Here is a 26,153-nt window from a genome sequence, read left to right as displayed (position 1 = left end):
CTCCTGTCGGGCGGAGACTTACCAATTCTGTCGGGCTTGTAAAGTCCGACGTTTTCGCTTTGGCATCACGGCTGCTTGACGCGGGCGCGGGCGGGCCGCAAAACCCCGTGCCATGAAGCTGTCCGATTTCGATTTCGACCTGCCCGCCGACCTGATCGCCACGCGGCCCGCCAAGCCGCGCAGTTCCGCACGTCTGCTGCTGGCGGAAGGCGGGGCCATCGCCGATCGCCATGTGGGCGATCTGCCGCAGATCCTGCGCCCCGGCGACCTGCTGGTGCTGAACGACACCAAGGTCATTCCCGCCCGTCTGACCGGCACCCGCGCCCGCCAGACCCCGCAGGGCGAGGCCGTGGCGCGGATCGAGGTCACGCTGCTGGAACCCGCCGCCGAGGGCTGGCAGGCGCTGGCCAAGCCGCTGCGCAAGCTGCGCGTGGGCGAGGTAATCCGGTTCGGCGACGCCCTGTCCGCCACCGTGGCCGAGATGACCGCGACCGGCCTGCGCTTGGTGTTCGACGCCACGGGTGATGCGTTCGATGCGGCGCTGCAACAGGTGGGGGCGATGCCCTTGCCGCCCTATATCGCGGCGCTGCGGGCGCCGGACGACCAGGACCGCGACGACTATCAGACGGTCTGGGCCGCGCGGCAGGGCGCGGTCGCGGCCCCCACGGCCAGCCTGCATTTCGACGCCCCCCTGCTGGAGACGCTGGCGGCGCAGGGCGTCCAGTTCGTGCATGTGACCCTGCACGTGGGGGCGGGGACGTTCCTTCCGGTCAAGGTCGACGACGTCACCACCCACCGGATGCACGCCGAATGGGGAGAGGTGTCCCCCGAGGCCGCCGAGGCGATCAATCGCGCCAAGGCCGAGGGCCGCCGGGTGATCCCGGTGGGCACCACTGCCCTGCGCCTGATCGAATCGGCCGCCCCCCAGGTCGGGCGGATCGCGCCGTTCCGGGGCACGACCGACATCTTCATCTATCCCGGTTATCAATTCCGGGTGACCGACGGGCTGATGACGAACTTTCACCTGCCCAAATCCACGCTGCTGATGCTGGTTTCGGCCCTGATGGGGTCTGAGAAAATCCGGGAAATCTATGGACATGCGGTCGAACGGGGCTATCGTTTCTTCAGCTATGGCGACGCGTCGCTGCTGATCCCCTGAGGTCGGTTTCCTGCTGGCATCGGGGCCCCGTCGGGCATAGGTCGGGCATTCCGCCCCCACGCCCCTGAACAAGACGAGACCCGCGATGATTTCGGTGTTGCGCACCACATGGCCGCTGCTGCTTGGCATCCTTCTGCTGATGGTCGGCAACGGCATGCAGGGCACCCTGCTGGGCATCCGCGGCGGGATCGAGGGCATCCCGACCTTCCAGATGTCCATCGTCATGGCCAGCTATTACGGCGGGTTCCTGCTGGGCAGCCTGACCGTGCCGGACCTGATCAAGAACGTCGGCCATGTCCGCGTCTTTGCCGCCCTGGGGTCGCTGATCAGCGCCGTGCTGGTCCTGTTCGCGGTCGAGCCGCACTGGATCAGCTGGACGGTCCTGCGGTTCCTGATCGGGTTCTGCTTCTGCGGGGTCTATGTCACGGCGGAAAGCTGGCTGAACGCCGGCTCCACGAACGAGAACCGCGGCCAGGCGCTGTCGCTCTACATGATCGTGCAGTTGCTGGGCATCGTGATCGCGCAGGCCCTGCTGAACGTCAGCAGCCCGGCGGGCTATCTGTTGTTCATCATCCCGTCGGTGCTGGTGTCGCTGGCCTTCACGCCGATCCTGCTGTCGGCCCAGCCTGCGCCGCAGTTCCAGACGATCAAGCGGATGTCCTTTGCAAAGCTGTACAAGGCATCGCCGCTGGGCTGCGTGGGGATCTTCCTGATCGGGGGCGTGTTCTCGGTCCTGTCGGGCATGTCGTCGGTCTGGGGCGCCCAGATCGGGCTGTCGGTGGCGCAGATCAGCCTGTTCGTGGCCGCGATTTATGCGGGGGGCTTGGTCCTGCAATATCCGATCGGCTGGATCTCGGACCGCTATGACCGGCGCAAGCTGGTCCTGGGCATGTCCGCCATCGGCGGGCTGTGCGGCCTGGTGACCGTCGCGGCGCAGCCCGGAACCCTTGGTCTGGTCATCGCTGGGGCGATCATGGGCGGGGTCGCGAACCCGGTCTATGCGCTACTGCTGGCCTATACCAACGACTATCTGGATCAGTCCGACATGGCGTCGGCATCGGCGGGCCTTCTGTTCATCTATGGCATCGGCAGCATGGGCGGGCCGATCATCACCGGCTGGATGATGGGCATCATCGGGCCCGACGGGTACTGGGTCTACATGGGCGTCCTGCTGGCGCTGCTGACGGCCTATGCGGGATGGCGCACCACGCAGCGTCGTGCCCTGACCCCGGACGAACAGGGCAGCTTTGCGGTCATCACGCCCAACGCCACCCCCCTGGCGGTCGACGCGGTGCTGGAAGGGGCGCAGTCGGACGACCCGTCGCCCCAGCCTGCGACCTGACCGCCCGCTTGCCGCCTTGGGGCAAATGGTTTAACGCTGAACTATAATTCATCAGCGGGGGACCCGATGGCCCAGAATTTCGACTTGGTGGTGATCGGCGCAGGGCCGGGCGGCTATGTGGCCGCGATCCGGGGCGCGCAGCTGGGCCTGAAGGTGGCCTGCATCGAACGCGAGCATCTGGGCGGCATCTGCCTGAACTGGGGCTGCATCCCGACCAAGGCCATGCTGCGCTCCGCAGAGGTCTATCACCTGATGCACCGGGCCAAGGAATTCGGGCTGAAGGCCGAGGGGCTGGGCTATGACCTGGACGCGGTCGTGAAGCGGTCGCGCGGCGTTGCCAAGCAGCTGTCCGGCGGCATCGGACACCTGTTCAAGAAGAACAAGGTGACGGTGATCATGGGCGAGGCCAAGCTGGCCGGCAAGGGGAAGGTCACCGTCAAGACCGACAAGGGCACCGAGGAGGTGACCGCGAAATCCATCGTGCTGGCCACCGGCGCGCGGGCGCGCGAGCTGCCGGGGCTGGAGCCGGACGGCAAGCTGGTCTGGAACTACAAGCACGCGCTGGTCCCGCCGCACATGCCCAAGAAGCTGCTGGTCATCGGGTCGGGCGCCATCGGCATCGAATTCGCCAGCTTCTTCAACACGCTGGGCGCCAAGACCACCGTGGTCGAGGTCATGGACCGCGTCCTGCCCGTCGAGGATGCCGAGATCAGCGCCTTTGCGAAGAAGCAGTTCGTCAAGCAGGGCATGACGATCATGGAAAAGGCCGCGGTCAAGAAGCTGGACCGCAAGGGCTCGACCGTCACCGCCCATATCGAGGTCGGCGGCAAGGTCGAAACGCAGGAGTTCGACACCGTCATCTCGGCCGTGGGCATCGTCGGCAATACAGAGGGGCTGGGCCTGGAGGAGGCGGGGATCAAGGTCGACCGCACCCATGTCATCACGGACGAATACTGCCGCACCGGGGTCGAGGGCGTCTATGCCATCGGCGATCTGGCCGGCGCGCCCTGGCTGGCGCACAAGGCCAGCCATGAGGGCGTGATGGTGGCCGAGCTGATCGCGGGCAAGCACCCCCATGCGATCAAGCCGGGCAGCATCGCGGGCTGCACCTATTGCCACCCCCAGGTTGCATCGGTGGGCCTGACCGAGGCCAAGGCCAAGGAGCAGGGGCTTGACATCAAGGTCGGCCGCTTCCCCTTCGTCGGCAACGGCAAGGCCATCGCGCTTGGGGAACCGGAAGGCATGATCAAGACCATCTTCGACGCCAAGACGGGCGAGCTTCTGGGCGCGCACATGGTCGGCGCCGAGGTGACCGAGCTGATTCAGGGCTATGTCATCGGGCGCCAGCTTGAGACGACCGAACAGGACCTGATGGAGACGGTCTTCCCGCATCCTACACTGTCGGAAATGATGCACGAATCCGTGCTGGACGCATACGGGCGGGCCATCCACTTCTGATTACGGCTGGAACACGGGAACGAAGGGGGGCGGTTTTGCCCCCCTTTTTTTTCGTCAGTCGGCCGGTGTCAGCGTGGTGATGCCCGCGGCCGCGGCACGGGCCAGGTCGGGGTCCAGCGACATGCCGATGTATTCGCCTCGCCGCCACAGGCCTGCCAGGTCGTCGTAATGGCGCGACAGCGGATGACCCGACTGTCCGGTCGAGGTGATGAACACCGAACTGTCCGGGTCCGCCAGGTCGATCACGCTGCGATAGCCGGCCCCGCCGATCGCCTGATAGGGGTCGTCGCCGGTGCCGATCATGCCGGTGCGGGCCACGGTGAACTCTCCGCCCGAAATCGACTGGGTGATGTTCATGATCCAGCCAAGTGCGGGCAGCGCGCCCAGGCCCGGATGCACGTGATGCGCCTGATGCGCGTCGCCCCACCGCCAGCTGGTCACGTCGGGACCGTATTCGGCGGTCAGGTCCAGGATGGCGCGGTCCAGCGACTGGCGGGCGATGGTCGCGCAATCCTCGGTCGCGGCGCTTTGGACCACGTCGCACCAAGCGGCGGCGCCGTCGCGATCGCGGAACACCGCGTCGATGAAATGCGGTTGCAGGCGGATCAGGTCGTCGGCCAGCGGCCCCAGTTCGTCCCGGACCAGACGGTCCTGCAGCGCGCCCATCCAGGCGGCATAGATCAGGGGTTCAGGCAGGTGCTCGTTCATGGCGCCGTCCCATTCGGCCAGCAGGGTCAGGGCGTCCTGACGCTGGCGTTCCGGGGTGCCAGGCGCCGCCGGATCGCCGGTGAACCACAGATTCGCCCCCACCAGCGGCAGCAGGGCGCGGGCCGCAGGGCTGACGACGTCCAGCTGTGCGGCGATGAAGCTGTCGCGGGAATGCACCTCGCGCCCGCCCAGCAGCCCGGACAGCCGGTCATGGCGCAGCCCGTCGGCCTCCGGCTCCTCCGTCGCAAGGGCAAGCCCGTCCTGCGGGCGACGCGCCTGGGTCGCCAGCGACACGGTGCCCTGCCATGCGGTTTCGGCCAGCCAGCCGGGCGAGGGCAGCGCCCCCTTGGTCGGGTGGTCGTCGGCCCGCTGGGGTGCCGCGCCTGCGGCCAGCCGGGTGACGGTCTCTCCCTGCGCCAGCGTCACGTCCAGCGCCGGGGCGACCACGTCGGCCAGGGCGCGGGTCGCCTGATCGGCGTCGCCGGCCCGCATCAGCGCCATCAGCGCGGACATCGTGCGGTCGCGCTGCGACAGCCCCGTCCAGCGCAGCGACGGAACATGCCCGATGGGCGTCACGTCGCGCAGCCCCGGGTCCAGGCCGGGGACGACGGGACCGTTCTGCGTCTCCCGCAGGGTGATGGTCTGGGGGGGCGCGTCCAGCACGCGGATCACCTCGGTCCGGGTCTGGAACTCCGTCCAGCCCTGCGTGCCGCGATAGCGGTCGGTGTTGCCGGGCTGGACCTCCTCGATGGCGATGTCGGCCACGTCCAGGTCCAGCGGCGTCAGCGCCCAGGACAGGGTCGGATTGCGCCCCGACAGGACCAGCGGCATGCCGGGCACCGTGGCCCCGATCACCCCGCCGCCTACCAGCTCCAACCGCGCCAGATAGTACAGCGACGGCACCGTCAGCCCCGCATGCAGGTCGTTGGCCAGCAGCGCGGCCCCCGCAGCCGTCCGCTGCGCCTCGGCGCCGAAGGCATTGCCGCCAAGCGCCTGTTCGGGGCGCAGGAAGCCAAGCGGGTCATAATCCGCCTGAGGGTCCAGGCGCCGTTCGGGCGCACCAAGGCGGGCACCGGGAAACAGCCCCGCATAGTCGGGCAGGGCGGCAGGTATGCCGGCCCGGTCGACGATCTGCATGCCGCGTTCGGGCCAGGCCAGGGCCAGTCGGGCGCGCAGGATCTCCTCTCCCGCGGAATCGGTGCCGGCCGCCGCCATCAGCTTCAGGATCGCCAGCGAATCGGCGGGCTGCCAGAAGGTGATGACATCCGGGAACAGGAAGAATTCGGGCGCGCCGCGCCCCATCGCACCATCGTTGACGATGCGGATCCACTGGTTCACCCCGTCGGCATAGGCCTGCAGCGCCGCAAGCGTGTCATCGTCCTGCACCTCCAGCGAAGCCTGGGCCGCGCGCTGCAGGCCCAGCCTGCGGATCAGGTCGTCGGCGGGCAGGGCGCGAGGACCATGGACCTCGGCCAGCCGGCCCTGCGCCGCGCGGCGCAACAGGGTCATCTGGAACAGCCGGTCCTGCGCATGGGCCAGGCCCAGGGCAAAGAACACGTCCGCGTCGGTCTTGCCGAAGATGTGCGGCACATTCTCGGTCGAGCGCACGATCTCGACCGGGGCGGTGATGCCCGTCACCGGATAGCTGGCGGTATAGTCGGGCAGGGACCGCACGGCGAAATACCAGACCAGCACGGCGGACAGGACCGCCAGGACGATCAGCGCGATGGTCAGCCGCAGAAGCCAGCGAAACAAGGTCAGCATGTGCGGGCAGGTCCTTGGCCGGGGGCGCGGCACGGGTTGACCCTGCCGCGCATGGATGGTGGTGTGTTGCATAGGACAGGCGCGCGGGCATTTCAACGCACCCCCGCGCCACGGGCAGCGACCCGAGGGAGATTTGCATGGCCAAGACGGCGTTTCTGGGACTGGGCGTGATGGGCTTTCCGATGGCCGGGCATCTGGCCGCGGCGGGACATCAGGTGACGGTGTTCAACCGCAGCCCGGCCAAGGCCGAGGCCTGGGTCGGCCGGCACGGCGGCGCCTCTGCCGCGACCCCGCGCGAGGCGGCGCATGGCGCGGATCTGGTGATGTGCTGCGTAGGCAATGACGACGACCTGCGCCAGGTATGCTTGGGGCCAGACGGGGCATTCGCGGGCATGGCGCAGGGTGCGGTCTTCGTCGATCATACGACGGTGTCGGCCAAGGTGACGGAGGAGCTGGCGCAGGCGGCGGCAGAGGCGGGCATCGGCTATGTCGATGCACCCGTATCCGGCGGTCAGGCGGGGGCCGAAAACGGCCAGCTGTCGATCATGTGCGGGGGCACGGTCGCGGATTTCGATCGCGCCGCGCCGGTCATCGATGCCTATGCCAAGATCTGTCGCCGGATGGGCGATGTGGGCGCGGGACAGATGACCAAGATGTGCAACCAGATCGCGATCGCGGGGTTGGTTCAGGCGCTGTCGGAATCGCTGGCATTCGCGCAGAAGGCGGGGCTGGACGTGGCCGATGTCGTTGAGGTGATCAGTCAGGGTGCGGCCGGCAGTTGGCAGATGGTCAATCGTCATGCGACCATGCATCGTGGCGAATTCCAACACGGATTCGCCGTCGACTGGATGCGGAAGGATCTGGCGATCTGCCTGCAGGCAGGGGACCAGCTGGGCGCGGCCCTGCCGGTCACGGCACTGGTCGACCAGTTCTACAAGGACGTGCAGGCGATGGGCGGCGGTCGGTGGGACACGTCGTCCCTGATCGCGCGGCTGACCCGCTAGGGACGGGGAACGACAAAAGGCGGGATGCCCGCCTCTAACGAAGGGACTTGGGGGATGGCGGATCACAGCCTTGCCGGACAGATCGAGTTCGAGATCACCGGCGTGAACGAGCAGGAAGCCACCGGAGAGATGACCGTGACCGCGGGCATCCTGAACCCGTTCGGGACCATCCATGCGGGCGCGCTGGTCTGGTTCGCGGACGTGGTCGCGACGAACCTGGTTCTGGGCGGAGAGCAGCCGCAGGAGGGCATGGACAACTTTCCCGTGGCCATCACGCTGAACGCCCAGCTGCTGACCAACCGCCGTGACGGGGTTCTGACCGCGCTGGCATCCTGGATGCGGCGCGGCCGTCGCATCTCGACCGTGCGCACGCAGGTCACCGATGCGGACGGGGCGGTGCTGCTGGACCTGACCTCGACCCATGTCAGCGCCCGCTGACCCTGCGGCACCATCGCGCCGGGCGGGTTGAAACGCCCGGCAATCGCGTCATCATGGCGCCATGATGGAGGAGACGTCATGGACGGTCTGATGATGCACCGCCCGCTGCTGCAAAGCGGGCTTCTGGATTTCGCCGCCGAGAGCTTTCCCGAAGCGCGGATCGTGTCGCGCCGGGTCGAGGGAGACCTGCACCGACAGAGCTGGGCCCAGACCCGTGCCCGCGCGGTCCAGCTGTCCTTCGCGCTGGAGGGTCTGGGCGTGGCGCCCGGCGACCGGGTCGCGACGCTGGCCTGGAACGGGCACCGCCATCTAGAGATCTATCACGCCGTGCCGTCCATCGGGGCGGTCTGCCACACGATCAACCCGCGGCTGTCGGCCGACCAGATGGTCTTCATCGCGCATCACGCGGGCGACCGGCTGCTGTTCACCGACCTGAGCTTCGTGCCGCTGCTGGAAAAGCTGCACGACCGCCTGCCGCCCATGCGCTATGTCGTCATGACCGACGCGGCGCACATGCCGCAGACGACGCTGGATGCGCTGTGCTATGAGGACCTGCTGGCGGGGCAGCCGACCGACCGGGTCTGGCCGGATCTTCCGGAAACGACCGCATCGGGCCTGTGCTATACGTCCGGGACGACGGGCGATCCCAAGGGCGTCCTGTATTCGCACCGCTCGAACATGCTGCACGCGCTGGCCACGGCGGCGGTGCTGGGCCCGGACCTGGGACCGCAGCCGCGCATCCTGCCGGTGGTGCCGCTGTTTCACGTTAACGCCTGGGGTCTGCCCTTCACGGCCCCGCTGATCGGGGCCAGCCTGATCATGCCCGGCCCGGCGCTGGACGGAGCCAGCCTGTGGGACCTGTGCCAGGCCGAGGGCGTCGAAAGCGCCTGGGGCGTTCCCACCATATGGCAGGGGCTGTTCGCCGAGATCCAGTCCCGCGGGACCAAGCCCGCGGCCCTGCGCCACATCGTCGTCGGCGGCAGCGCGATGCCCCGCAGCCTGACCGAGGGCTTTGAACGTCTGGGTATCGACGTGAACCACGCCTGGGGCATGACCGAGACCTCTCCGCTGGGCAGCCAGGGGTCGCTGACGCCGGCGCAGCGCGATCTGCCGTTCGACCGGCGCATGGCGCTGAAGCAGGCGCAGGGGCGGCGGGTATTCGGTGTCGAGATGAAGATCGTGGACGACGCGGGCACGCGCCAGCCCCATGACGGCAAAGCCATGGGAGAGCTGTTCGTGCGCGGCAACACCGTGGCCGCCGGTTATCACGACAATGCCGGTGCGACGGCGCGCGCGATCGACGCAGACGGCTGGTTCGGGACAGGCGACATCGCCTCGATCAGCGCCGACGGCATCCTGACGCTTCGCGACCGGGCCAAGGACCTGATCAAGTCGGGTGGCGAATGGATCAGTTCGATCGACGTCGAGAACCTGGCGGTCGCCCATCCGGACGTGGCGCAATGCGCGGTCATCGCGCTGCCCCATCCGAAATGGGATGAACGCCCGCTGCTGGTGATCAAGCCGAAGGGGGCCGCCCAACCTGGGCTGGAGGAGATGCGGTCCCATCTGGGCGCGCATCTGGCCAGCTGGCAGCTGCCCGATGACGTCGTCTATGTCGACGAGATGCCCCTGACCGCGACCGGCAAGATCAGCAAGCTGACCCTGCGGGAGCAGTTCCGCGACCACGTCCTGCCCGACCTGCGGAGCTAGGCGGCTGACTGACCCAAGGGCGGGTCAGGGATCCTGCGCCTGCAGGGTGGACAGCACATAAAGGCGCAGGGCCGTGGCCAGTCCGATTTGCGGCGGCCGGGCATGGTCGATCTGTCCGATCAGGGCGGCGCGGGTCAGGTCGCGCGCCGCGGCCTGGGTCGCCAACGCTTTCCAGAACGCATCTTCCAGCGACACCGACGTTCGGTGCCCGTCTATGGTCACCGACCGCTTCAGCGGCGGCGTCATGGCGGGCAGGTCGATCATTCGTCGGGCGTGTCGCGCCGATGCGCGTCCAGCACGCGGGCCGCGCGGTCGCGTTCGGCCTGGCGCGCGTCGCGCAGCGGCTTGGCCTCTCCGTGCAGGGCGGCGTTCGCGTCGCCCTTGGCACGCTTGGCGTCGCGGTCGCGGGCCTTGCGGGCCTGGCGCAGGTTGATGATGCGGGTCATGGCGGTCCCTGAAACGACGAAGGGCGCGCCACTGTGGCGCGCCCCCCGGCCTTGGGTCAAGAGGGTCAGCCCTTGGGGCTGATCATGTCCTCGGGGCGGACGACGCGGTCGAAGGTCTCTCCGTCGACGAAGCCCAGGGCGATGGCCTCCTCGCGCAGCGTCGTGCCGTTCCTGTGCGCGGTTTTGGCGACCTTGGTGGCGTTGTCATAGCCGATGGTGGGCGCCAGCGCCGTCACCAGCATCAGCGATTCGCGCATCAGCTGGTCGATGCGCTTTACGTTGGCCTGGGTGCCCACGACCATGTTGTCGGTGAAGCTGGAGGCCGCATCGCCCAGAAGCTGCATGGATTGCAGCACGTTGTAGGACATCATCGGGTTGTAGACGTTCAGCTCGAAATGCCCCTGCGACCCGGCAAAGCCCACGGCGGCGTCGTTGCCCATCACATGCGCGCAGACCATGGTCAGCGCCTCGGCCTGGGTCGGGTTCACCTTGCCCGGCATGATCGACGATCCCGGCTCGTTCTCGGGCAGGATCAGCTCGCCCAGACCCGAACGCGGTCCCGACCCCAGCAGGCGCATGTCGTTGGCGATCTTGAACAGCGATCCGGCCACCGTCTTCAGCGCGCCCGAGAACATGACCATCGCGTCATGGGCGGCCAGCGCCTCGAACTTGTTCGGCGCGGTGACGAAGGGCAGGTCGGTGATCTTGGCGATTTCCGCGGCGATGGCGGTGTCCCAGCCCTTCTTGGTGTTCAGGCCGGTGCCGACGGCGGTGCCGCCCTGGGCCAATTCGTAGATGTCAGGCAGGCAGGCCTTGACCCGTTCGATCCCCTTGCGGACCTGATGGGCATAGCCACCGAATTCCTGACCCAGGGTCAGGGGCGTCGCATCCTGGGTGTGGGTGCGGCCGATCTTGATGATGTCCTTGAACTCGGCCGACTTTGCCTCCAGCGCGGCGGCCAGCTTCTCCAGACCCGGCAGCAGCGTGTCGCGCGCCAGCATGGCGATGCCCACATGCATCGCGGTCGGGAAGGTGTCGTTCGACGATTGGCCCATGTTGCAGTGGTCGTTCGGGTGGACGGGTTTCTTGGACCCCATCTCTCCGCCCATGATCTCGATCGCGCGGTTGCTGATCACCTCGTTGGCGTTCATGTTCGACTGGGTGCCGGACCCGGTCTGCCAGACGACCAGCGGGAAGTTGTCGTCGAACTTGCCCTGGAACACCTCGGTCGCGGCCTGCTCCATCGCATCGGCCAGATCGGCGGGCAGGTCGCCCGAGGCGCGGTTCACCCGCGCGGCGGCCAGCTTGATCGCGCCCAGGGCGCGGATGATCGGCACCGGCTGGCGTTCCCAGCCAATCGGGAAGTTGATGATCGAACGCTGCGTCTGCGCGCCCCAGTATTTCGAGGCGTCAACCTCCAGCGGGCCGAAGCTGTCGGTTTCGGTGCGGGTCTTGGTCATCGGGTCGCTCCCTCACGGTTTCGTGGCGGGTTGTAGCGGTCCGGGCCATCGGGCGCAATTCGTATGCAACGGTATGCTGGCGCAAACAGCGCTTTCAGTCGTCCAGCGCATGCATCGCCGCGCGCAGGCGCGGGGTCAGCGCGTCGGGCAGGGGCAGGATCGGTCGGGGCGGCTGCGCGTCGGTCAGGTCCATCAGCCGGGCGCAGGCATGAACGACCCGCAGGCTGCCATGGGCCTGGAACAGGTCCCACATCGGCTGGAACCGCGCCTGCCAGCGGGCCGTTTCGGGCCGGTCGCCCGCACGGGCGGCGCAGGCCAGGGTCAGCGTCTGGTCGGGCCACAGGCCCGCCGCCACGCTGAACCAGCCGTCGGCATGGTTCAAAAGCGCGTCGGGACAGCCCCAGTCGCCGCTGTAGCCGATGGCGAAATCGGGCGGCAGATCGGCGCGCAGGGCCGCGATCTGCCCCGCGAAGTCCCCGCCCGCGGGCAGCGGCATCTTGACCGCCGTGACGGTCGGCAGCGACGCCAGCCGGGCGATCAGCGCGGGCGAAAAGGTGAAATGCGTGGTCGATGGATTGTTGTAGATGCAGATCGGCAGGTCCGATGCCCCTGCGACGGTTTCGAAATGCCCAAAGACCTCATCCTCGGTCAGGGGGGTATAGGACATCGGCGCCAACAGCAGGCCCGTCGCCCCCGCATCTGCCGCATGACGCGCCAGCGCGGCCGAGGTGTCGCTGCGCAGCGCGCCCACGCCCGCGATCACCGGCACCCTGCCGCCGGCGGCGTCAAGCGCGGTCTCCAGCACCTCCCGGCGCTGGTCGGCCTCCAGATACGCATAGCCGCCCGTCGATCCCAGCACGCCGATGCTGTCCACGCCCGCCCGCGCAAGGCGCAGGATCAGGCGGCGCAGGTCGGCGGGCAGGGGACGGCCCGCGGCGTCGGTCGGCGTGATCGGAAAGGCCGACAGGCCGCGCATGGTCATGGCGTTATTTCCGCCAGCGGTCCAGGCGCACGACATCGGCGCCGCCCGACGGGGGCGTGTCGTCGCCGTCATCCTCGGCGTCCAGCTGGTATTCGGCGTCGGCCTCGGCGTCCTCATCCTCGTCGTCGTCGCTGTCCTGCGTCTCGAAGCGCAGGCCGAATTCGACGGAGGGGTCCACGAAGGTGCGCAGCGCATCGAACGGGATCTTCAGCGGCTCCGGCTGGTTGCCGAAGTTCAGCGTGATGGTGAAATGGTCGGGCTGGATCGTCAGGTTGTCGAACCAGTGCTGGATGACGATGGTCATCTCCTCGGGATAGCGTTCGCGCAGCCAGTCCGCCATCTCGACACCGTCGTCGCGGGTGTCGAAGGTGATGAAGAAATGATGCTCTCCGGGCAGACCGTCGCGGGCGACCTGGCGCAGCACCTCGGCGATCAGCCCCTGCATCGCGCGATGCATCATTCCGCCGTAATCCAGTCCCGATCGCGCCATGACGTCACCCTACCTTTTCTTGGCGGCAAGCATAGGGATATGACCGGGGATGAAAAGGGGGGCGGAGGTGGATTCCGCGTCCCCTCACGCCGCGCGGTCCAGCAGGTCGCGCCGCAACGCGCGCAGATCGGCCGCCATGGTCGCCGCGGGCTTTGGGCCGAACCATTCCAGCGACGCACCCATCCCCGCGGGCACCACGCGCAGGAACGCCGCATAATCGACGGCACCTGTCAGCGGCGGGCACATGCCGTCACGGCTGCCGCGCGGATCGTGGACGTTGTCCGGGTGAAAGACCGACAGGCGGTCGCGCGCGGTCACGGATTTCAGGTGCAGGTGATCGACATGTTCGCGCAGTGCGGCGAAGGCAGATACGGGGTCGGCGCCCGACTCCCACACATGCAGCACGTCGAAGTTCACGCCGACCGCGGGATGGTCCAGCGCATCCAGCAGGTCCAAGGTCGCGGGCAGGCTGTCGGCCAGGGTCTGCGGATGCGTCTCGACCGCGATGCGCAGGCCGCGGTCATGGGCCATGTCGGCCGTCGTGCCCAGGTCGCGCATGATCGCGCGGCGCTGGTCCGCCCCCGCCTGATCGCGCCCCACGCCCCCCGCGAACAGCCGCAGCCGTGGCGCGCCCCAGGTCCGGGTCAGGTCCAGCAGGTCGGCCGCGTCGGCGCGGCTGAAACCGGCAGTGCCCAGGGGCAGATAGCCCGCCAGCATCGGCACCGGGGCACGCTGCGGCAGGTCACACCATTCGACGGCCAGCGTGCGGGCATGCGGGGCCCAGATCTCCAGCCCGTCGAACCCCTCGCGGGCGACATAGCGGGCCAGGTCGCGGGCGGTCACGTCCAGGTGACGGAAGGCCACGGAACAGGCATTGATCCTCATGCGCGCGCCCCCTGCCAGCGGTCGAACCACTGGCCCACGGTGGCCTTGATGCCCCGTTCCAGCAGGGTCAGCCGGTCCAGATCGGCCAGCACCTGCAGCAGATCGTCGCCGTCGCCGCCGCGGGCAAAGGCCACCGCGCGCAGATGGGCGGCGTTCAGCCCGCCATGCAGCGCCGCGATCCGGTCGCAGCATTCCTCGAACGTGTCGTGATCGGCGCCCTCGATGTCGCCGAAGATCGCCAGCGCGTGCTCATAGGCGTATTTGCGGATCGCGATGACCGGCAGTTCGCACAGCGCGGGTTCCAGATCGGCGCGCGGCAGGTCGGCGACATGGGCCTGCACGATGCGGCGGATCGCGTCGATCAGCGGCACGGCCTGCGCGTCGAAGGTCGCGTGGTGCATCGCGGCGATGGTCGCGTCGTCCGCGGGATGCGCGCCCGCATTGTCGAAGGAAAAGCCTCCGGCCACGGTCGGCGCCAGGAATGCCGCCCGCAGGTCGCGGGCGGGCAGCGGCCCCTCCCACCGGAAATCCGGGTCGCGCATCAGCCAGGTGTCGGGGTCCGCCGTGGGCTCCAGCAGGGCATAGTGGGGAAAGCTGGCCTGGGCGAACTTGTTGTCGCGCTGCGGCAGCAGCGCCATGTCGACCATCGGCATGACGTAGCGGCCGGGCCGCCATGCGGCCAGCAGCGCGTGCAGCCGGTCCAGGCTCCGCGCGCCCGGCGCGGCATCCTCATGCCAGCGCGTCACTTGCAGTCCGAACAGGCGCGCCGCCCAATGCAGATAGAAGCCGTGATCGATCCCCGGCGTGTGATAGGACAGGCGCATCCTGTCGTCGACGATCACCTGCCCGTCCCACAGGCCCAGATACAGCGGGCGGTGGTCGATCCCGCCGCGGTCCTTCAGCGCCTGACACAGGCAGCTGACGACGCAATGGACCTTGATGTCGACAGGTTCATCGGGTGCGGTGGTCACGCCCGCCAGCGCCATCGACAGCGCCTGCACGGTCATTCCGGGGGCGCGGTCGAACGTATCCTCGGCCATGGTGATGCCCGCCTCGTCCAGGTGCAGCATCAGCGTCATCAGGGCGACCGAATCCAGGCCCAGGTCATGGCCAAGCCGCGCGTCGGGACCAAAGGCCGCCATGCGCGGGCAAGCCATCGGACCGGCCAGGATCGCGCGGATGCGGTCCTGCATGTCCTGCGGGGCGGGGATGGGGCGGGGGTCGGTCATGCGGGGGCCTCCGACAGGGTTTCGGCCAGGGCGCGGCGGGCGATCTTGCCGTTCGCGCCACGCGGCAGGGCGGGCAGGCGGACCAGACGCACCGGCCGCTGGCGCGGCGACAGCAGGGCCGCCAGATGGGCATCCAGCCGCGCCTCGGCGATGTCGCCGGAATAGGCAAGTGCCGGGCGCTGATGCGCGACGGGGTCCGGGACGGCGAATGCCACCGCGTCGGTGATGCCCGGCAGGCTCAGGGCCGCGGCCTCGATCTGGGCGGGATAGACGTTCAGGCCCGCGACATCGATCACCTCTGCCTGCCGCCCGGCAAAGATCAGGTGGCCGCGGGCGTCGATCACGCCCAGATCGCCGGTCTGCACCGTCGCGCCTGCGGCATGGACGGAGACGGGGCCGGGTGCGTCCCGCCCGGCCTGCAGGCGGACATGCGGCAGGGGCAGGCCCATGTCCTCGGGCCGGTCGGGGTTCTGGGCGATGGCCAGGCATCCCGCCTCGGAACAGCCGTACTGCTGGAACAAGTGGCGCGCCGCCCCGCGGATCGCGTCGAACCACGGCTGAGGCAGCACCGTCCCCGACGACATCACCGCGTGCAGCCCCTGCGCCCCGGCCAACCGCGCCAGCACATGCAGCAGCGGCGGTGCGGCATAGATCAGCGGATCGCGGAACTGGGCCAGCTGGCGCAGGATGGCGCGCGGGTTGGCGTGGTCCAGCACCACCGGAGCATGTCCCCGTGCCTGTCCGACCAGCATCCCGGCGATCAGTCCATAGGAGTGGGTGATCGGGGCCGCGATCACCGGCGTCATCCCGGCCGCCTGCGGAAAAGCGTGCAGATAGGCGTCGATCTCGGTCTGGATGGCGGCCCAACTGCGGGCGATGATCTTGGGTGCGCCGGTGGTGCCCGAACTGGTCTGGATCAGCACCCCACCCGGCGCATGCGGCGCGTCCTGTCCCAACCCCTGCAGACCCGCATCGGTCATCATCAGGTCGCAGCCCGCCCGCCTTGCCAGATCGCGCGCCTGATCGGGGGGCGTTTCCGGGTGGATCGGATGACAGGACGCGCCCGCATCCCGCAGGCGCAGGATCTGCGTCAGGCAGGCCGCGCGGTCAGTCATCAACAGTGCGATGCGCGTGCGGTCGGGGTCGCGGCCGGCCAGCAGGTCGGGGGCGTCCGGGCCGAACGGATCGATCAGCGTGTCGTTCAGGTGGAACAGGCGGGTCATGGCGGGCTCCTTCAGCGGGTTCGGCGCAGGGTGGGTTTCGGTGCGGCCCAGCAGCCCCGCGGCCAGGCTTTCCGCAGGAACGGTTGCGGCGTCGGTGCACAGGCTGGGAGCATGGGGCAGGGCGGCGCGGGCCAGCCGCCAGAATATCGCTTCGGGCAGATGGCCGGTGCGGTGCAGCAGATCCGCCAGATCCGACAGCACGTGGGTAACCAGACAGTCGGCGACCAGATCGCGCAGGTCGGTGGCCCGGCCCATGCGGTGATAGGTGCCGTCCGGTGCCCCCGCCATCGCCGGTTCGATGGCCGCAAGGTCCGGGGCGGGCAGGCTCAGCCGGTCCGGCAGGTACTCCAGGCTTTCGCTGAAATCGCGGGCCACCAGCCCGGTCGGCCAGCCGCCGTCATGGGTCATCAGCAGGTTCTGGCCATGCGCCTCCAGCGCGATCCCGTGATGGGTCATCAGGCGCCAGACGGGCTGCAGGATCGTCAGCAGCCGCGCGGTCCACGCCTGGGTGCCATGCGCGGCCAGCCAGGGCGCGATCAGTGCGCGCCCGTCCGGCTGGGTCAGCGACAGGGCCGACAGGGGCATGGCACCTGGGGGCGGGGGGCTGCGCCGGATCGCGGCCAGCCTGCCGCCCAGCAGGTCGCGTGCGACGATGGCCGCGCCATGTTCCGGGAGGATCGTCAGCCCGGCCAGGTGCCGATCGGACGCCACCACGCGTCCCAGCCAGTCCGATATGGCCGGCGCCACCGCCACCGACCACGGCATCAGGTCGCGGACCGAGGAGGTCACCCCCACGCTAAGCGACAGCTTCAGGTGATCGCCCCCGTCGCAGGCGGCCAATGTCCGCAGCGACGCCGTGGCCTGCATCCGCGGCCCCTCCGCCGGCAGCACCTTCAAGGCCCCGCGCGCCATCAGCGCCTGCACCGCCGGGTCACGTTGCAGGCGCCGCCACTGCCACGGGTGGATCGGGATGGCCCCCGGCGGCGCCCAGCCCTGCGCGGGGTCCGTTCCTGCACGCGTCACGATTGCGGGGTCGACCGATAGCCAGACCGGCACGATGGTCCTGCCGCCTTCGGGGCCGAAGGCGGCATTGTCAGTGTCCGAAAACCCGGCGCGGGACTTGAAGCCGGGATGATACGGATGCCCCTCGATCAGGCTCGCCTCCAGCGCCGGGCCGGTCAGCGACAGGCGGTTGTCGCGAACCGGCCCCGCCGCGCGCAGGAAATGCGCGCTGCGCCGCATGGCGGTCATCAGCGCCGCGGGATCGTGGCCGGCCCTGGCCAGCGCGCGTTCCAGGTCGTCCGGTTTCAGCAATCCGCCGGTGGCATCGCGCAGGTCGTCCAACAGCCTGACACGGCCGCTGGCCTGCAGGCGATATGGCGCCTGGATGGCCAGGCCGTCCACCGTCCAGCCGCCCTGCGCCGGGCGCAGGATGCGTTCGAAGGCCAGAGCCTCTATCGTCTGGCGCAGGGCGCGGGTCTCAGGCGACATCGGACAGCATCCCGGCATGGGCCAGCGCGGGCAGGGGGTTCGGCACGCGGATCATCGGTGCGCGTTCCCCGGGGATCAGCAGTTCGTCCACACCGCCCAGCTGGGTCAGCAGATTGCCCTTGGCGGGCAGATGCGGCTGCGTCAGCCAGCGGCGGGCCAAGGCGCCGCCATGACCCGGCAGGCGGGTCAGACCGCCAAGATGGGCTGCCAGCGCGGATAGCGCCCGCCGCTCTGGCCAGATTCCGTCCCGCGCCATGCGGTGGACCACGCCAAACACCTGGTTCACGATCAGCGAATAGGTCAGCGCGTCCTCTGCCTCGGCGCGCGGATAGACCAGGTGGGGGATGGCGCGCAACGCGGCGCAGGCCATGTCGTCGGCCACATAGAAGCCCTGGTTGTCGCGGATGTCGCAGCGGCGCGGCAGACCTTGGGACAGGTCCAGCAGGGCGTTCTGCTGATGTGCCTCGACCGCGATGCCGGTGGCGTCATACAGGCGCAGCAGGGGGGCGACGGTGCAGTCCAGATAGGCGTCGAACCAGGCGGCCGGGTCGTGCCCCGCCATGACCTGCGCCAGCATCGACGGCCGTCCCGGCAGGGGTTCGGCGACCAGGCCCGCGACCTGCATCACCTGCCCCCCGCGTCCCCCGCGCCACGGGTTGCGGCGCAGGATCACCTCCAGCCCGGATTCGGCGCGACCGGGCAGGGCCAGGGTCAGCCAATGCGGGTCATCGATCAACCGCAGCCGCCCGAACCGCCCCTGCAGCGCGCCGATGCGGGCCGACATCGCCGCGCCCGCCAGCAGTTCGTGACGCTTGTTCACGCGCTGCGAGTTGGTGATGGTGACCGGCAGCGACACCTTGACCTGCCACGGGCTGTCGCCGCGCCACAACGTCCGCACCGAGGATGTCGCCCACCATGCCGGTCCCACCGGTCCCAGCTCGCGGATGGCACCCTGCGACAGCAGCGCGGCGATGGCCGGATCGCGGCGGGCGCGGTCCCAGGTCAGCGGATGCGCGGGCAGCACGATGCGTCCGGGACCGGGGTCCAGATCCATGCCCGGCAGATCGCGCACACGGTCAGGGTCGGTGCCTGCGATCAGGTCTTTGCGGACCGACAGGCCGACAAGGTGCAACGCGCCGCACCAGTCGGGGGTCATCGCGCGTTCCTCGGGCAGGGACATGCCGGACAACGCCTTGGGGCAGGGATGCATCCAGTGGCCGAAGATCACCGCCTGTTCGGCGGTCAACCAGTCGGGTGCGGGGTGCGGCCGCGCCAGGCGCTGTCCGCAGATCGTGGCGATCCGATGACGGCTGGCCTGCACGCGGCGGGCCAAGGCGGCGCCTGCAGGTCCGTGATCGCCTGTCAGTCGGTCCAGGATCAACGACAGCGCCAGGTCCGGGTCGATGGGGCGCGATCCGTCCGGCCCGTGCCGGATCAGCCCGCGGATACGCGGCAGGCCCGATGCCATCGGCGCATCGGTCACGACCTCCAGCCAGCCGCCGGCGACCGGGACCAGATCGCACCCGCCGCCCAGCTCGCGCCTGTCGCAGATCAGCAGCGCGCGCAGGCTGGCCAGATCGGCGATGCCCTGCGCGTCAGACGCAGGGCAAGGATCGGGCAGGGTGCCGGCCCCCGGACCTGCTTGGTCAGGATGTCGGACAGCCAACAGGCACGGGTCGGAAAAGGTCATCTGCGCCTCGGAGTGCGGCCATGGGCCGTGGGATCACGAGGCTGGCAGATGCTGGCAAGGCGTGGGTTATTATTGTTTATTATTTATGTCAAGTATATCCCATGAACGTGCAGGTGTTGTCGCGTCCGCTACCACAGGTCGATTGTCGGAGGGCCTTCAGCCGCCGGCGTCATTCCGCCAAGGCGAACGGCTTGCGCCCGCAGATCCAGGCCAGCCGCGGCTTGGCTTGGGTCGCAGGGCTGCCCCGGCGGGGTCTGCTGCGCCAGCACGCCCAGAAACCGCGACAGCCCCTCGACCTCTTGACGCAGCAGGTCGGCGGCCTGCAGCGACTGGGCCGCCGCATCGGTCACCTGCAGCATCGCGCCCAGGGCGGCATCGATCCGCCCCAGTCCTTGGGCGATGCGATGCGCCTCGGCGGCGGCGCGATGCAGGGCCGCGTTCAGGCAAGGATCGGGCGTCGCCGTCATTGCAGCTTGCCCGTCACCGATTCGATGCAGCGCAGCAACGCCTCCTTGGTGAAGGGCTTGGCGATGAAGTTGTTCATGCCGGCGCGCTGGCCCCGCTCGATCATCTCGCGCGTGGCGGTGCCGGTGATCAGGATGAAACCGATGCGCTGGGTGCTGGGATTCTGACGCAGCGCCTCCAGCAGGCCAAGGCCGTCCATTCCGGGCATGTTGTAATCCGAGATGACCAGATGAACCGGAGCCGCGGCCAGTCTGCGGAACGCCGTCTCTCCGTTCGCCTCGTATTGGACGTTTACCAGGCCGGCCCAGTCCAGCGCCTGTTCGATCAGCGAGCGGCTGATGGTCATGTCGTCCACCACCATCACATGAAGGTTCGATTTCAGTGCCATGTTGTCCCTTTCACGTCCTGGCAGAGTCCGACGTCGCATTGCGCCGGTATTGGGTTGTGCCTGTTGCGGCGAATAGGCCCGCGGCCGGGCCGTCCAGCCGTTCCGAATGACCGATGAACAGCGCGCCGCCCTCGTTCAGGGCGCCACCGAAGCGCAGCCACAGGCGCTGGCGCGCGGCACTGTCGAAATAGATCGCGGTGTTGCGGCAGAAGATCACGTCGAACCTGCCGGAAAATGGCCAGTCGTCATGCAGGTTCAGTTCGCCGAACCGCATGATGCGCCGGACCTCTGGTTTGGCCTCGAAGCCCGCGGCATGGGGCTGGAAATACCGCTTGACCTGGGCAGGGGGGACCGGTGCCAGCGCATCGGCTGCAAAGCGGCCCTGCTGGGCGCGGTCCACCATCTCGGGGTCGATGTCGGTGGCCAGGATCAGAACGTCATGCTGCGCCGCATCGGGAAACGCGTCCAGCAGCGTCACGGCCATCGAATAGGGCTCCTCGCCCGAGGAGGAGGCCGCGGACCACAGCCGCAGCCGCCGTCCGGCGCGGGTCTGCGCGATCAGCGGGGGCAGGACCTCCTGCGCCAAGGCCTGAAAGTGGTGACCTTCGCGAAAGAACGCGGTGACGTTGGTGGTGATGGCCGACAGCAGGTGGCGGCGTTCCTGCGGTCCGTCAGGCCCTTCGAGACGGTCGCAATAAGCACCGTAATCGGGCAGCGTCAGGACCCGCAGGCGGCGGTTCAGGCGCGCCATCAGCAGGCTGCGCTTGGATTCCGACAGGATGATGCCGCTGTCCTGATGCACGATCGCGGCAATCTTGCGGAATTGTCCATCGGTCAGGACCGGCCCCGCTGGGGTGAGGGCCGAAAGGGGTGCCGTTCTCACGCGTCGACCCCGTGGGCCGCGGGCAGCAGCTGCGCCAGGTCGATCTTGCGCAGGATGCGGCCGTCCTCCAGCGTGATCATGCCGACGATGAACTCGCGCGCGGGGTTCGACGCAATGTCGGGCACCGCCTGGATGTGATCGTCGTTGATGGGCAGGATGTCGGACACCAGGTCCGCCAGCAGCCCCACGATCCGCCCGGCATGCATCGCGATGATGACGACATGGCGGTGGGACGGCGTCGCGGCGCCGAAGCCGAGCCGCGCCGACAGGTCGACGACCGTCACGACCGATCCGCGCAGGTTGATCACGCCTTTGACGTAGTCGGGGGCGTGGGGCAGCATGGTCGTGGGGGTCCAGCCGCGGATTTCGCGGACCAGGCCGATGTCGATGCAGAAGTCCTGGTCGGCCAGCTTGAAGGCCACGACGTCGCTTTTGCCGACGGAATTATGCGAGATGGATTGCAGCATGCGTCACCCGTTCGATGCCATGGCGGCCATGCGGCGGCCCTGGTCGTTGGACATGGAAAGAAGGATTTCTTCGGGATCGATGATCAGGGCGATCTTTCCGTCGCCCAGGATCGTGGCGGCCGACACGCCCGGCACGCGGCCGTAGTTCTGTTCCAGGCTTTTGATCACCACCTGTCGCTGATCGAAGATCGCGTCGACCCGGAAGGCTGCGCGCCTGCGGCTGTCGGTCTCGACCACGATCAGCACGCCGGTGTCGGGACCCTCCGCGGGCCTGGTGACGCCGAAGCTGGTGCACAGGTCGATGATCGGGATCAGCTCTCCGCGGTTGGACAGCAGCTGCGATCCGTGGCCCACGCCGTGCAGCATCGTGTTCTCGGGGCGCAGCGTTTCCTGGACCGCGGTGATCGGCAGGACCATCGTCTGGTCGCCCAGCTGGATCAGCATCCCCTCGACGACCGCCAGCGTCAGCGGCAGCGCGATCGAGAAGGTCGTGCCCTGACCCTCGGTCGACTGGATCATCACGCGGCCGCCCAGGTTCATGATCTCGCGGCGCACCACGTCCAGGCCGACGCCGCGACCGGACAGGGCCGACACCTCGTCCTTGGAGGAGAAGCCTGGCAGGAACAGCAGCTGATCGATCTCGGCGGGCGACAGGTTGGCGCCGGGCGCGATCAGGCCGCGATCCTCGGCGATCTGACGCACCTTGGCACGGTTGATGCCGCCGCCATCGTCCGACACCTCGATCTGGACCCGACCGGACCGATGGGCGGCCGACAGGGTGATCGTGCCTTCCTGGGGCTTGCCGCGACGCTGGCGCGTCACGCTGTCCTCCAGCCCGTGATCGACCGAGTTGCGGATCATGTGCGTCAGCGGTTCGACCAGGCGTTCGATCATGGTCTTGTCGACCTCGGTCTGCTCACCGATGGTGATCATGCGGACGGGCTTGCCGGTGGCGTCGGCCGCCTCGCGCAGGATGCGGTGCATGCGCTGGAACACCAGCTTCAGCGGTTGCGCCCGGATCGCCATCACGCTTTCCTGGATGTCGCTTGCCAATTGCCGGATCGCATCCAGGCCGGCGACGACGTCGGGCTGCTCGTGCAGGCCCGCCGTCTGGATCACCTGGGAAAGCATCGCCTCCTTGATGACCAGTTCGCCGATCATGTTCATCAGGCGATCGACACGGTCCAGCGCCACGCGGATGGTCGGTGCGGCCTGGGCGCTGTCCTGTTGCTGGACCGCGCGCGGCGGAGCGGTGGTGGGGGCATCGCGGACGATCTGTGCGACGGGTGCGGTGTCTGCAGGCGCGGCTGCGGGTTCGGGGGTAGGCGCGGGCAGGTCGTCCTCGGTCAGCGGGCGGACCGTCAGCGCGCAGCAATCCTCCACGAACTCGAACACGGACATGACATCGGGCTGGCTTGCCACGCCGCTCAGTCGGACCCGCCACGACAGCGCGGGCTGTTCGGGCGACCAGTCCTCCAGCAGAGCGACCGCCGCGCAGTCCAGGTGGACGTCCGCATCGCCCAGCTTGCGCAGGGCGTTCAGCAGGGCCATCGGATCGTTGCCCGAACGGTACAGCTGAAAGGTGGGCGTCATCTGGACCAACAGGCCCGACGCCGGTGGTGGGATCGGATCGAAGGACAGCGGCATGTCGAAGTCCAGCGAGATCGGCGTGAACTCGAACGCGGTCTCCTCGGGGGTTTCCGTGTCGATCAGGGCCGCCAGTTCGGTCATCAGCCCGTCGACCTGGGCCTGATCCGTATCGCGGCCCGACCGGGCGCTGGCGACCAAGTCCGTCAGGCAGTCCGAACAGCGGTGCAGCAGCGCCATGATCTGGGGTGTCACGTCCAGCCGGTCCGACCGGACCAGGTCCAGGACAGTCTCGAAGCGGTGGGCAAAGGTGACCAGCGTGGTCAGGCCGAAGGCGGCAGCGCCCCCCTTGACCGAATGCACGGCGCGGAACACGGCATGCACCGTTTCCACGTCGAAGCCGGGCTGCTCGATCTGGCGCAGGCCGGTGGCCAGCACCTCCAGCAGCTCGTCGCATTCGACGAAGAACATGTCGCGGAATTCGTCCATGTCAGCCATCGTCAGCGCCCCAGGACCTTGTCGATGACGGCGATCAGACGCTCATCCTCGAAGGGTTTCACGATCCAGCCGGTGGCCCCCGCGCTGCGGGCGCGTGCCTTCAGGTCGGCGCCGCTTTCGGTGGTCAGGACCAGGATGGGCACGTCGGCATAGGCGCCGGTCGCGCGGACATTCTCGATCAGGCCGAAGCCGTCCATGCGCGGCATGTTGATGTCGGTGATGATCAGATGCGGATCGGCCTCGCTCAGCGCGCCGACGCCGTCCACGCCGTCCACGGCCAGGAACACGTCAAAGCCCGCATTGCGCAGGGCCTTGGACACAAGCGCGCGGATTGTCGGCGAATCGTCGACCGCCAGGATACGGGTCGTCATGTGGGTCCCCCGGTTTGAAGAAGCTGGACCGAGGCGCCGACAGCCTGGATCGTGGTCAGAAACGGGTCCGAGGCGTCACGGATCGACAGCGTCTTGCCGTCGGCCCGCCACTGCTTGCGTGCTGCGATCAGCAGTTCGACCGCAAGGGTGCCCATGCGCGCGACCCCGGACGCATCCAGGACCGCATCCGCGCCCCGATGGTCCAGCAGGGTGCGGGCAAAGGCAGAGACGGCCTTGCGGTCGAACGTCTCGGGCAGGGGCAGGGCATGCATCTCAACTACCTCGTATTGTCGTCGGCGTCCCCATCGCTAACAGCCATGAGTTAAGGAACCATTGCCGCCATGGATTAATTTCTCGTCTGGCAAGTCTTTCACAGGAAACGATATTTTAATCTTTTCCGGCGATGGTCCCCTGACCCATCCAGGAGTGTCCCTGTGTCGAATCCGGTCCTGCTGATCGTTGACCCGAACCCCGCCCGCCTGACCGCCCTGCTGCGCCGATGCGAGGAACAGGGCGGTGTGACCGTGCTGGGCGCCACCACGCCCGGCGAGGCCTATGTGCTGATCGAACTGCACCTCCCGCGCCGCGTGGCCGTGGCCGCCGAATTCGCCGAATCGATCGAATTCGACGCATTGGCGGACATCCTGACAATGATCGACGCGGGCGTGGTCATCTATGGTCAGATGCGTGTGCCGGCGGGCGGATATCCGGTGATGTCCAGCTCGGAACAGATGCTGTCGCGCCTGTTCGGTGGGCTTCAGCCCGCCCGCGCCGCACCGATCCGTGCCGCAGACCCCGTACCACCCACGGACGCGGCGGCCGGGCTGATCCTGCTGGGCGCCTCGACCGGCGGAATCACCGCGTTGGAGGCCGTTCTGGCCGGATTTCGCGCCGACTGTCCACCGACGATGATCGTGCAGCATATTCGCCCAGGCTTTGCCGAAGGGCTGATCCGCCGGCTGGATCAACTGCTGGCGCCGCAGGTCGTCGCGGCGCAGGACAACATGCCCCTGCGTCGGGGCGTCGTCTATCTGGCCGCCGCGCCTGACAGGCATCTGGGCGTGACCCTGCGGGGCGGACCCCGCGCGCGTCTGTCCGCGACCCCGCCCGTATCCGGGCACCGTCCGTCCGTGGACGTGCTGTTCTCCGACGGTGCCGCGATTGCCGATCGTCTGGACATCCGCGCCGCGCTGCTGACGGGGATGGGGGCCGACGGCGCGCAGGGGCTGTGCGCGCTGCGTCGGGCAGGGGCGCACACGATCGCCCAGGACCGTGCCACATCCGTCGTCTGGGGCATGCCGCGCGTCGCGGTGGAGCTTGGCGGTGCGGTCGACGTGCTGCCCCTCACGCGCATCGGCCAGACGCTTTTGACGCGGGAACCCGCCCGCCTGAGGAGGCTGTCATGATCCGCGATGCCGCGACGCGCGTCATCCATGTCGTTCAGGGCGAACATGCCATCAGCGACGATCCTGACGCGATCCTGACCACCGTCCTGGGGTCCTGCGTCTCGGCCTGCATCATGGATGCGGACCGGGAAATCGGCGGGCTGAACCACTTTCTGCTGCCCGATGCGGGCCCGGGCGGCCCCGACATCCGCTATGCCGCCGCCGCAATGGAAGTTCTGGTGAACGGGCTGATGCGCCGCGGCGCCGTGCGCAGCCGCCTGCGCGCCAAGCTGTTCGGCGGCGCACGGATGATGGCCGGCCTGCCCGACATCGGCCAGCGCAATGCCGATGCCGCCCGCCGCTTCCTGCAGGACGAGGGCATTCCGCTGATCGCCAGCGACCTCTGCGGCACGCAGGCGCGGCGCATCCGGTTCTGGCCCGTCATCGGTCGGGTGCAGCTGCACCTGCTGGGCGAGGCCCGCGCACCCGTTCGCGAACAGCCGATGCCGCAGCGTGGCGGCGACGTCGAACTTTTCTGACCAACCTCCGCCGACAGCCGCGGCCCAACTGACACATCGACCCGCAATGCGCCCTCGTGGCGCCTCGCCATCCCCGTTCCGGAGAAAGACA

General features: G+C 68.6%; 25 protein-coding genes. 8 read left to right on the top strand and 17 right to left on the bottom strand.

What is annotated here, in order from left to right:
* Nucleotides 1-112 precede the first annotated feature (112 nt).
* The 3 genes from queA (at nt 113) to lpdA (ending at nt 3,959) form a co-directional block, all read left to right on the top strand.
* Complete coding sequence (gene queA / locus LZ686_RS03090) at nt 113-1,159, top strand: tRNA preQ1(34) S-adenosylmethionine ribosyltransferase-isomerase QueA (protein ID WP_349546956.1); 1,047 nt, start codon at nt 113-115, stop codon at nt 1,157-1,159.
* 85 nt (nt 1,160-1,244) lie between these two features.
* Nucleotides 1,245-2,501 carry an MFS transporter gene (locus LZ686_RS03085; RefSeq protein ID WP_349546955.1) on the top strand — a complete coding sequence of 419 codons (1,257 nt, stop codon included), beginning with the start codon at nt 1,245-1,247 and terminating at the stop codon, nt 2,499-2,501.
* Nucleotides 2,502-2,567: 66 nt separating this feature from the next.
* A complete protein-coding gene (lpdA, locus tag LZ686_RS03080; protein ID WP_045998831.1) occupies nt 2,568-3,959 on the top strand; it encodes a dihydrolipoyl dehydrogenase in 1,392 nt (463 codons plus the stop codon).
* A gap of 54 nt (nt 3,960-4,013) precedes the next feature.
* On the opposite strand, the gene LZ686_RS03075 is transcribed toward lpdA, so the two are convergent.
* The gene (locus LZ686_RS03075; RefSeq protein ID WP_349546954.1) at nt 4,014-6,431 is read right to left on the bottom strand and encodes a penicillin acylase family protein; all 2,418 of its coding nucleotides are present in this window, start codon (nt 6,429-6,431) and stop codon (nt 4,014-4,016) included.
* Between the two features lie 137 nt (nt 6,432-6,568).
* Here LZ686_RS03075 and LZ686_RS03070 point away from each other — a divergent pair, with 137 nt between their 5' ends.
* The 3 genes from LZ686_RS03070 to LZ686_RS03060 all read left to right on the top strand — a co-directional run bounded on the left by LZ686_RS03070 (nt 6,569) and on the right by LZ686_RS03060 (nt 9,583).
* On the top strand, nt 6,569-7,435 hold the full coding sequence (locus LZ686_RS03070; RefSeq protein ID WP_349546953.1) for an NAD(P)-dependent oxidoreductase: 867 nt from the start codon (nt 6,569-6,571) through the stop codon (nt 7,433-7,435).
* A gap of 54 nt (nt 7,436-7,489) precedes the next feature.
* A complete protein-coding gene (locus tag LZ686_RS03065; protein WP_045998834.1) occupies nt 7,490-7,873 on the top strand; it encodes a PaaI family thioesterase in 384 nt (127 codons plus the stop codon).
* A gap of 78 nt (nt 7,874-7,951) precedes the next feature.
* Nucleotides 7,952-9,583 carry a long-chain fatty acid--CoA ligase gene (locus LZ686_RS03060; RefSeq protein ID WP_349546952.1) on the top strand — a complete coding sequence of 544 codons (1,632 nt, stop codon included), beginning with the start codon at nt 7,952-7,954 and terminating at the stop codon, nt 9,581-9,583.
* Nucleotides 9,584-9,607: 24 nt separating this feature from the next.
* Here LZ686_RS03060 and LZ686_RS03055 read toward each other — a convergent pair whose 3' ends face one another.
* From LZ686_RS03055 to LZ686_RS02980, 16 genes are all read right to left on the bottom strand, one after another.
* Nucleotides 9,608-9,847 carry a ribbon-helix-helix domain-containing protein gene (locus LZ686_RS03055; RefSeq protein ID WP_084693622.1) on the bottom strand — a complete coding sequence of 80 codons (240 nt, stop codon included), beginning with the start codon at nt 9,845-9,847 and terminating at the stop codon, nt 9,608-9,610.
* Nucleotides 9,844-10,029, bottom strand: coding sequence for a DUF4169 family protein (locus LZ686_RS03050; RefSeq protein WP_148912093.1), 186 nt, complete (start codon nt 10,027-10,029; stop codon nt 9,844-9,846). The genes LZ686_RS03055 and LZ686_RS03050 overlap by 4 nt, the downstream gene beginning before the upstream one ends.
* A 65-nt stretch (nt 10,030-10,094) precedes the next feature.
* Nucleotides 10,095-11,489: a class II fumarate hydratase gene (fumC, locus tag LZ686_RS03045; RefSeq protein ID WP_127898860.1), complete on the bottom strand. Its 1,395-nt coding sequence runs from the start codon at nt 11,487-11,489 to the stop codon at nt 10,095-10,097.
* Between the two features lie 94 nt (nt 11,490-11,583).
* A complete protein-coding gene (locus LZ686_RS03040) occupies nt 11,584-12,471 on the bottom strand; it encodes a dihydrodipicolinate synthase family protein (RefSeq protein ID WP_045998838.1) in 888 nt (295 codons plus the stop codon).
* Between the two features lie 4 nt (nt 12,472-12,475).
* A complete protein-coding gene (locus LZ686_RS03035; protein WP_045998839.1) occupies nt 12,476-12,961 on the bottom strand; it encodes an SspB family protein in 486 nt (161 codons plus the stop codon).
* Between the two features lie 84 nt (nt 12,962-13,045).
* Entirely contained in the window at nt 13,046-13,846 is an 801-nt protein-coding gene (locus tag LZ686_RS03030; protein WP_349546951.1) for a sugar phosphate isomerase/epimerase family protein, read from the bottom strand.
* Entirely contained in the window at nt 13,843-15,075 is a 1,233-nt protein-coding gene (locus tag LZ686_RS03025; RefSeq protein ID WP_349546950.1) for a DUF6005 family protein, read from the bottom strand. Before LZ686_RS03025 ends, LZ686_RS03030 begins: the two co-directional genes overlap by 4 nt.
* Entirely contained in the window at nt 15,072-17,789 is a 2,718-nt protein-coding gene (locus LZ686_RS03020; protein WP_349546949.1) for an IucA/IucC family protein, read from the bottom strand. Before LZ686_RS03020 ends, LZ686_RS03025 begins: the two co-directional genes overlap by 4 nt.
* On the bottom strand, nt 17,779-19,479 hold the full coding sequence (locus LZ686_RS03015) for an IucA/IucC family protein (RefSeq protein WP_349546948.1): 1,701 nt from the start codon (nt 19,477-19,479) through the stop codon (nt 17,779-17,781). The genes LZ686_RS03020 and LZ686_RS03015 overlap by 11 nt, the downstream gene beginning before the upstream one ends.
* A gap of 128 nt (nt 19,480-19,607) precedes the next feature.
* A complete protein-coding gene (locus LZ686_RS03010) occupies nt 19,608-19,946 on the bottom strand; it encodes a DUF8776 family protein (RefSeq protein WP_349546947.1) in 339 nt (112 codons plus the stop codon).
* On the bottom strand, nt 19,943-20,332 hold the full coding sequence (locus LZ686_RS03005) for a response regulator (RefSeq protein WP_045998843.1): 390 nt from the start codon (nt 20,330-20,332) through the stop codon (nt 19,943-19,945). The genes LZ686_RS03010 and LZ686_RS03005 overlap by 4 nt, the downstream gene beginning before the upstream one ends.
* A gap of 10 nt (nt 20,333-20,342) precedes the next feature.
* Nucleotides 20,343-21,215 carry a CheR family methyltransferase gene (locus LZ686_RS03000; RefSeq protein ID WP_349546946.1) on the bottom strand — a complete coding sequence of 291 codons (873 nt, stop codon included), beginning with the start codon at nt 21,213-21,215 and terminating at the stop codon, nt 20,343-20,345.
* Nucleotides 21,212-21,682: a chemotaxis protein CheW gene (locus LZ686_RS02995; RefSeq protein ID WP_042250654.1), complete on the bottom strand. Its 471-nt coding sequence runs from the start codon at nt 21,680-21,682 to the stop codon at nt 21,212-21,214. The genes LZ686_RS03000 and LZ686_RS02995 overlap by 4 nt, the downstream gene beginning before the upstream one ends.
* 3 nt (nt 21,683-21,685) lie before the next feature.
* A complete protein-coding gene (locus LZ686_RS02990; RefSeq protein ID WP_349546945.1) occupies nt 21,686-23,767 on the bottom strand; it encodes a chemotaxis protein CheA in 2,082 nt (693 codons plus the stop codon).
* A 2-nt stretch (nt 23,768-23,769) separates the two neighbouring features.
* Nucleotides 23,770-24,138 (bottom strand): response regulator, encoded by a 369-nt coding sequence (locus LZ686_RS02985; RefSeq protein ID WP_127898852.1) that lies wholly within the window; start codon nt 24,136-24,138, stop codon nt 23,770-23,772.
* Nucleotides 24,135-24,410, bottom strand: a complete 276-nt coding sequence (locus LZ686_RS02980; RefSeq protein ID WP_349546944.1) for an STAS domain-containing protein — start codon at nt 24,408-24,410, stop codon at nt 24,135-24,137. Before LZ686_RS02980 ends, LZ686_RS02985 begins: the two co-directional genes overlap by 4 nt.
* 162 nt (nt 24,411-24,572) lie before the next feature.
* Between LZ686_RS02980 and LZ686_RS02975 the strand changes: the two genes are divergently transcribed.
* Together LZ686_RS02975 and LZ686_RS02970 are read left to right on the top strand one after the other, a co-directional pair.
* Entirely contained in the window at nt 24,573-25,544 is a 972-nt protein-coding gene (locus LZ686_RS02975) for a CheB methylesterase domain-containing protein (protein ID WP_349546943.1), read from the top strand.
* Nucleotides 25,541-26,062 carry a chemotaxis protein CheD gene (locus tag LZ686_RS02970; RefSeq protein ID WP_252928339.1) on the top strand — a complete coding sequence of 174 codons (522 nt, stop codon included), beginning with the start codon at nt 25,541-25,543 and terminating at the stop codon, nt 26,060-26,062. Before LZ686_RS02975 ends, LZ686_RS02970 begins: the two co-directional genes overlap by 4 nt.
* Nucleotides 26,063-26,153: the final 91 nt, after the last annotated feature.

Origin of the sequence: Paracoccus sp. NFXS7, assembly GCF_040148865.1 — a bacterium.
Lineage (GTDB): Bacteria > Pseudomonadota > Alphaproteobacteria > Rhodobacterales > Rhodobacteraceae > Paracoccus > Paracoccus marcusii.
This window is presented reverse-complemented; position numbering and strand designations above follow the sequence as displayed.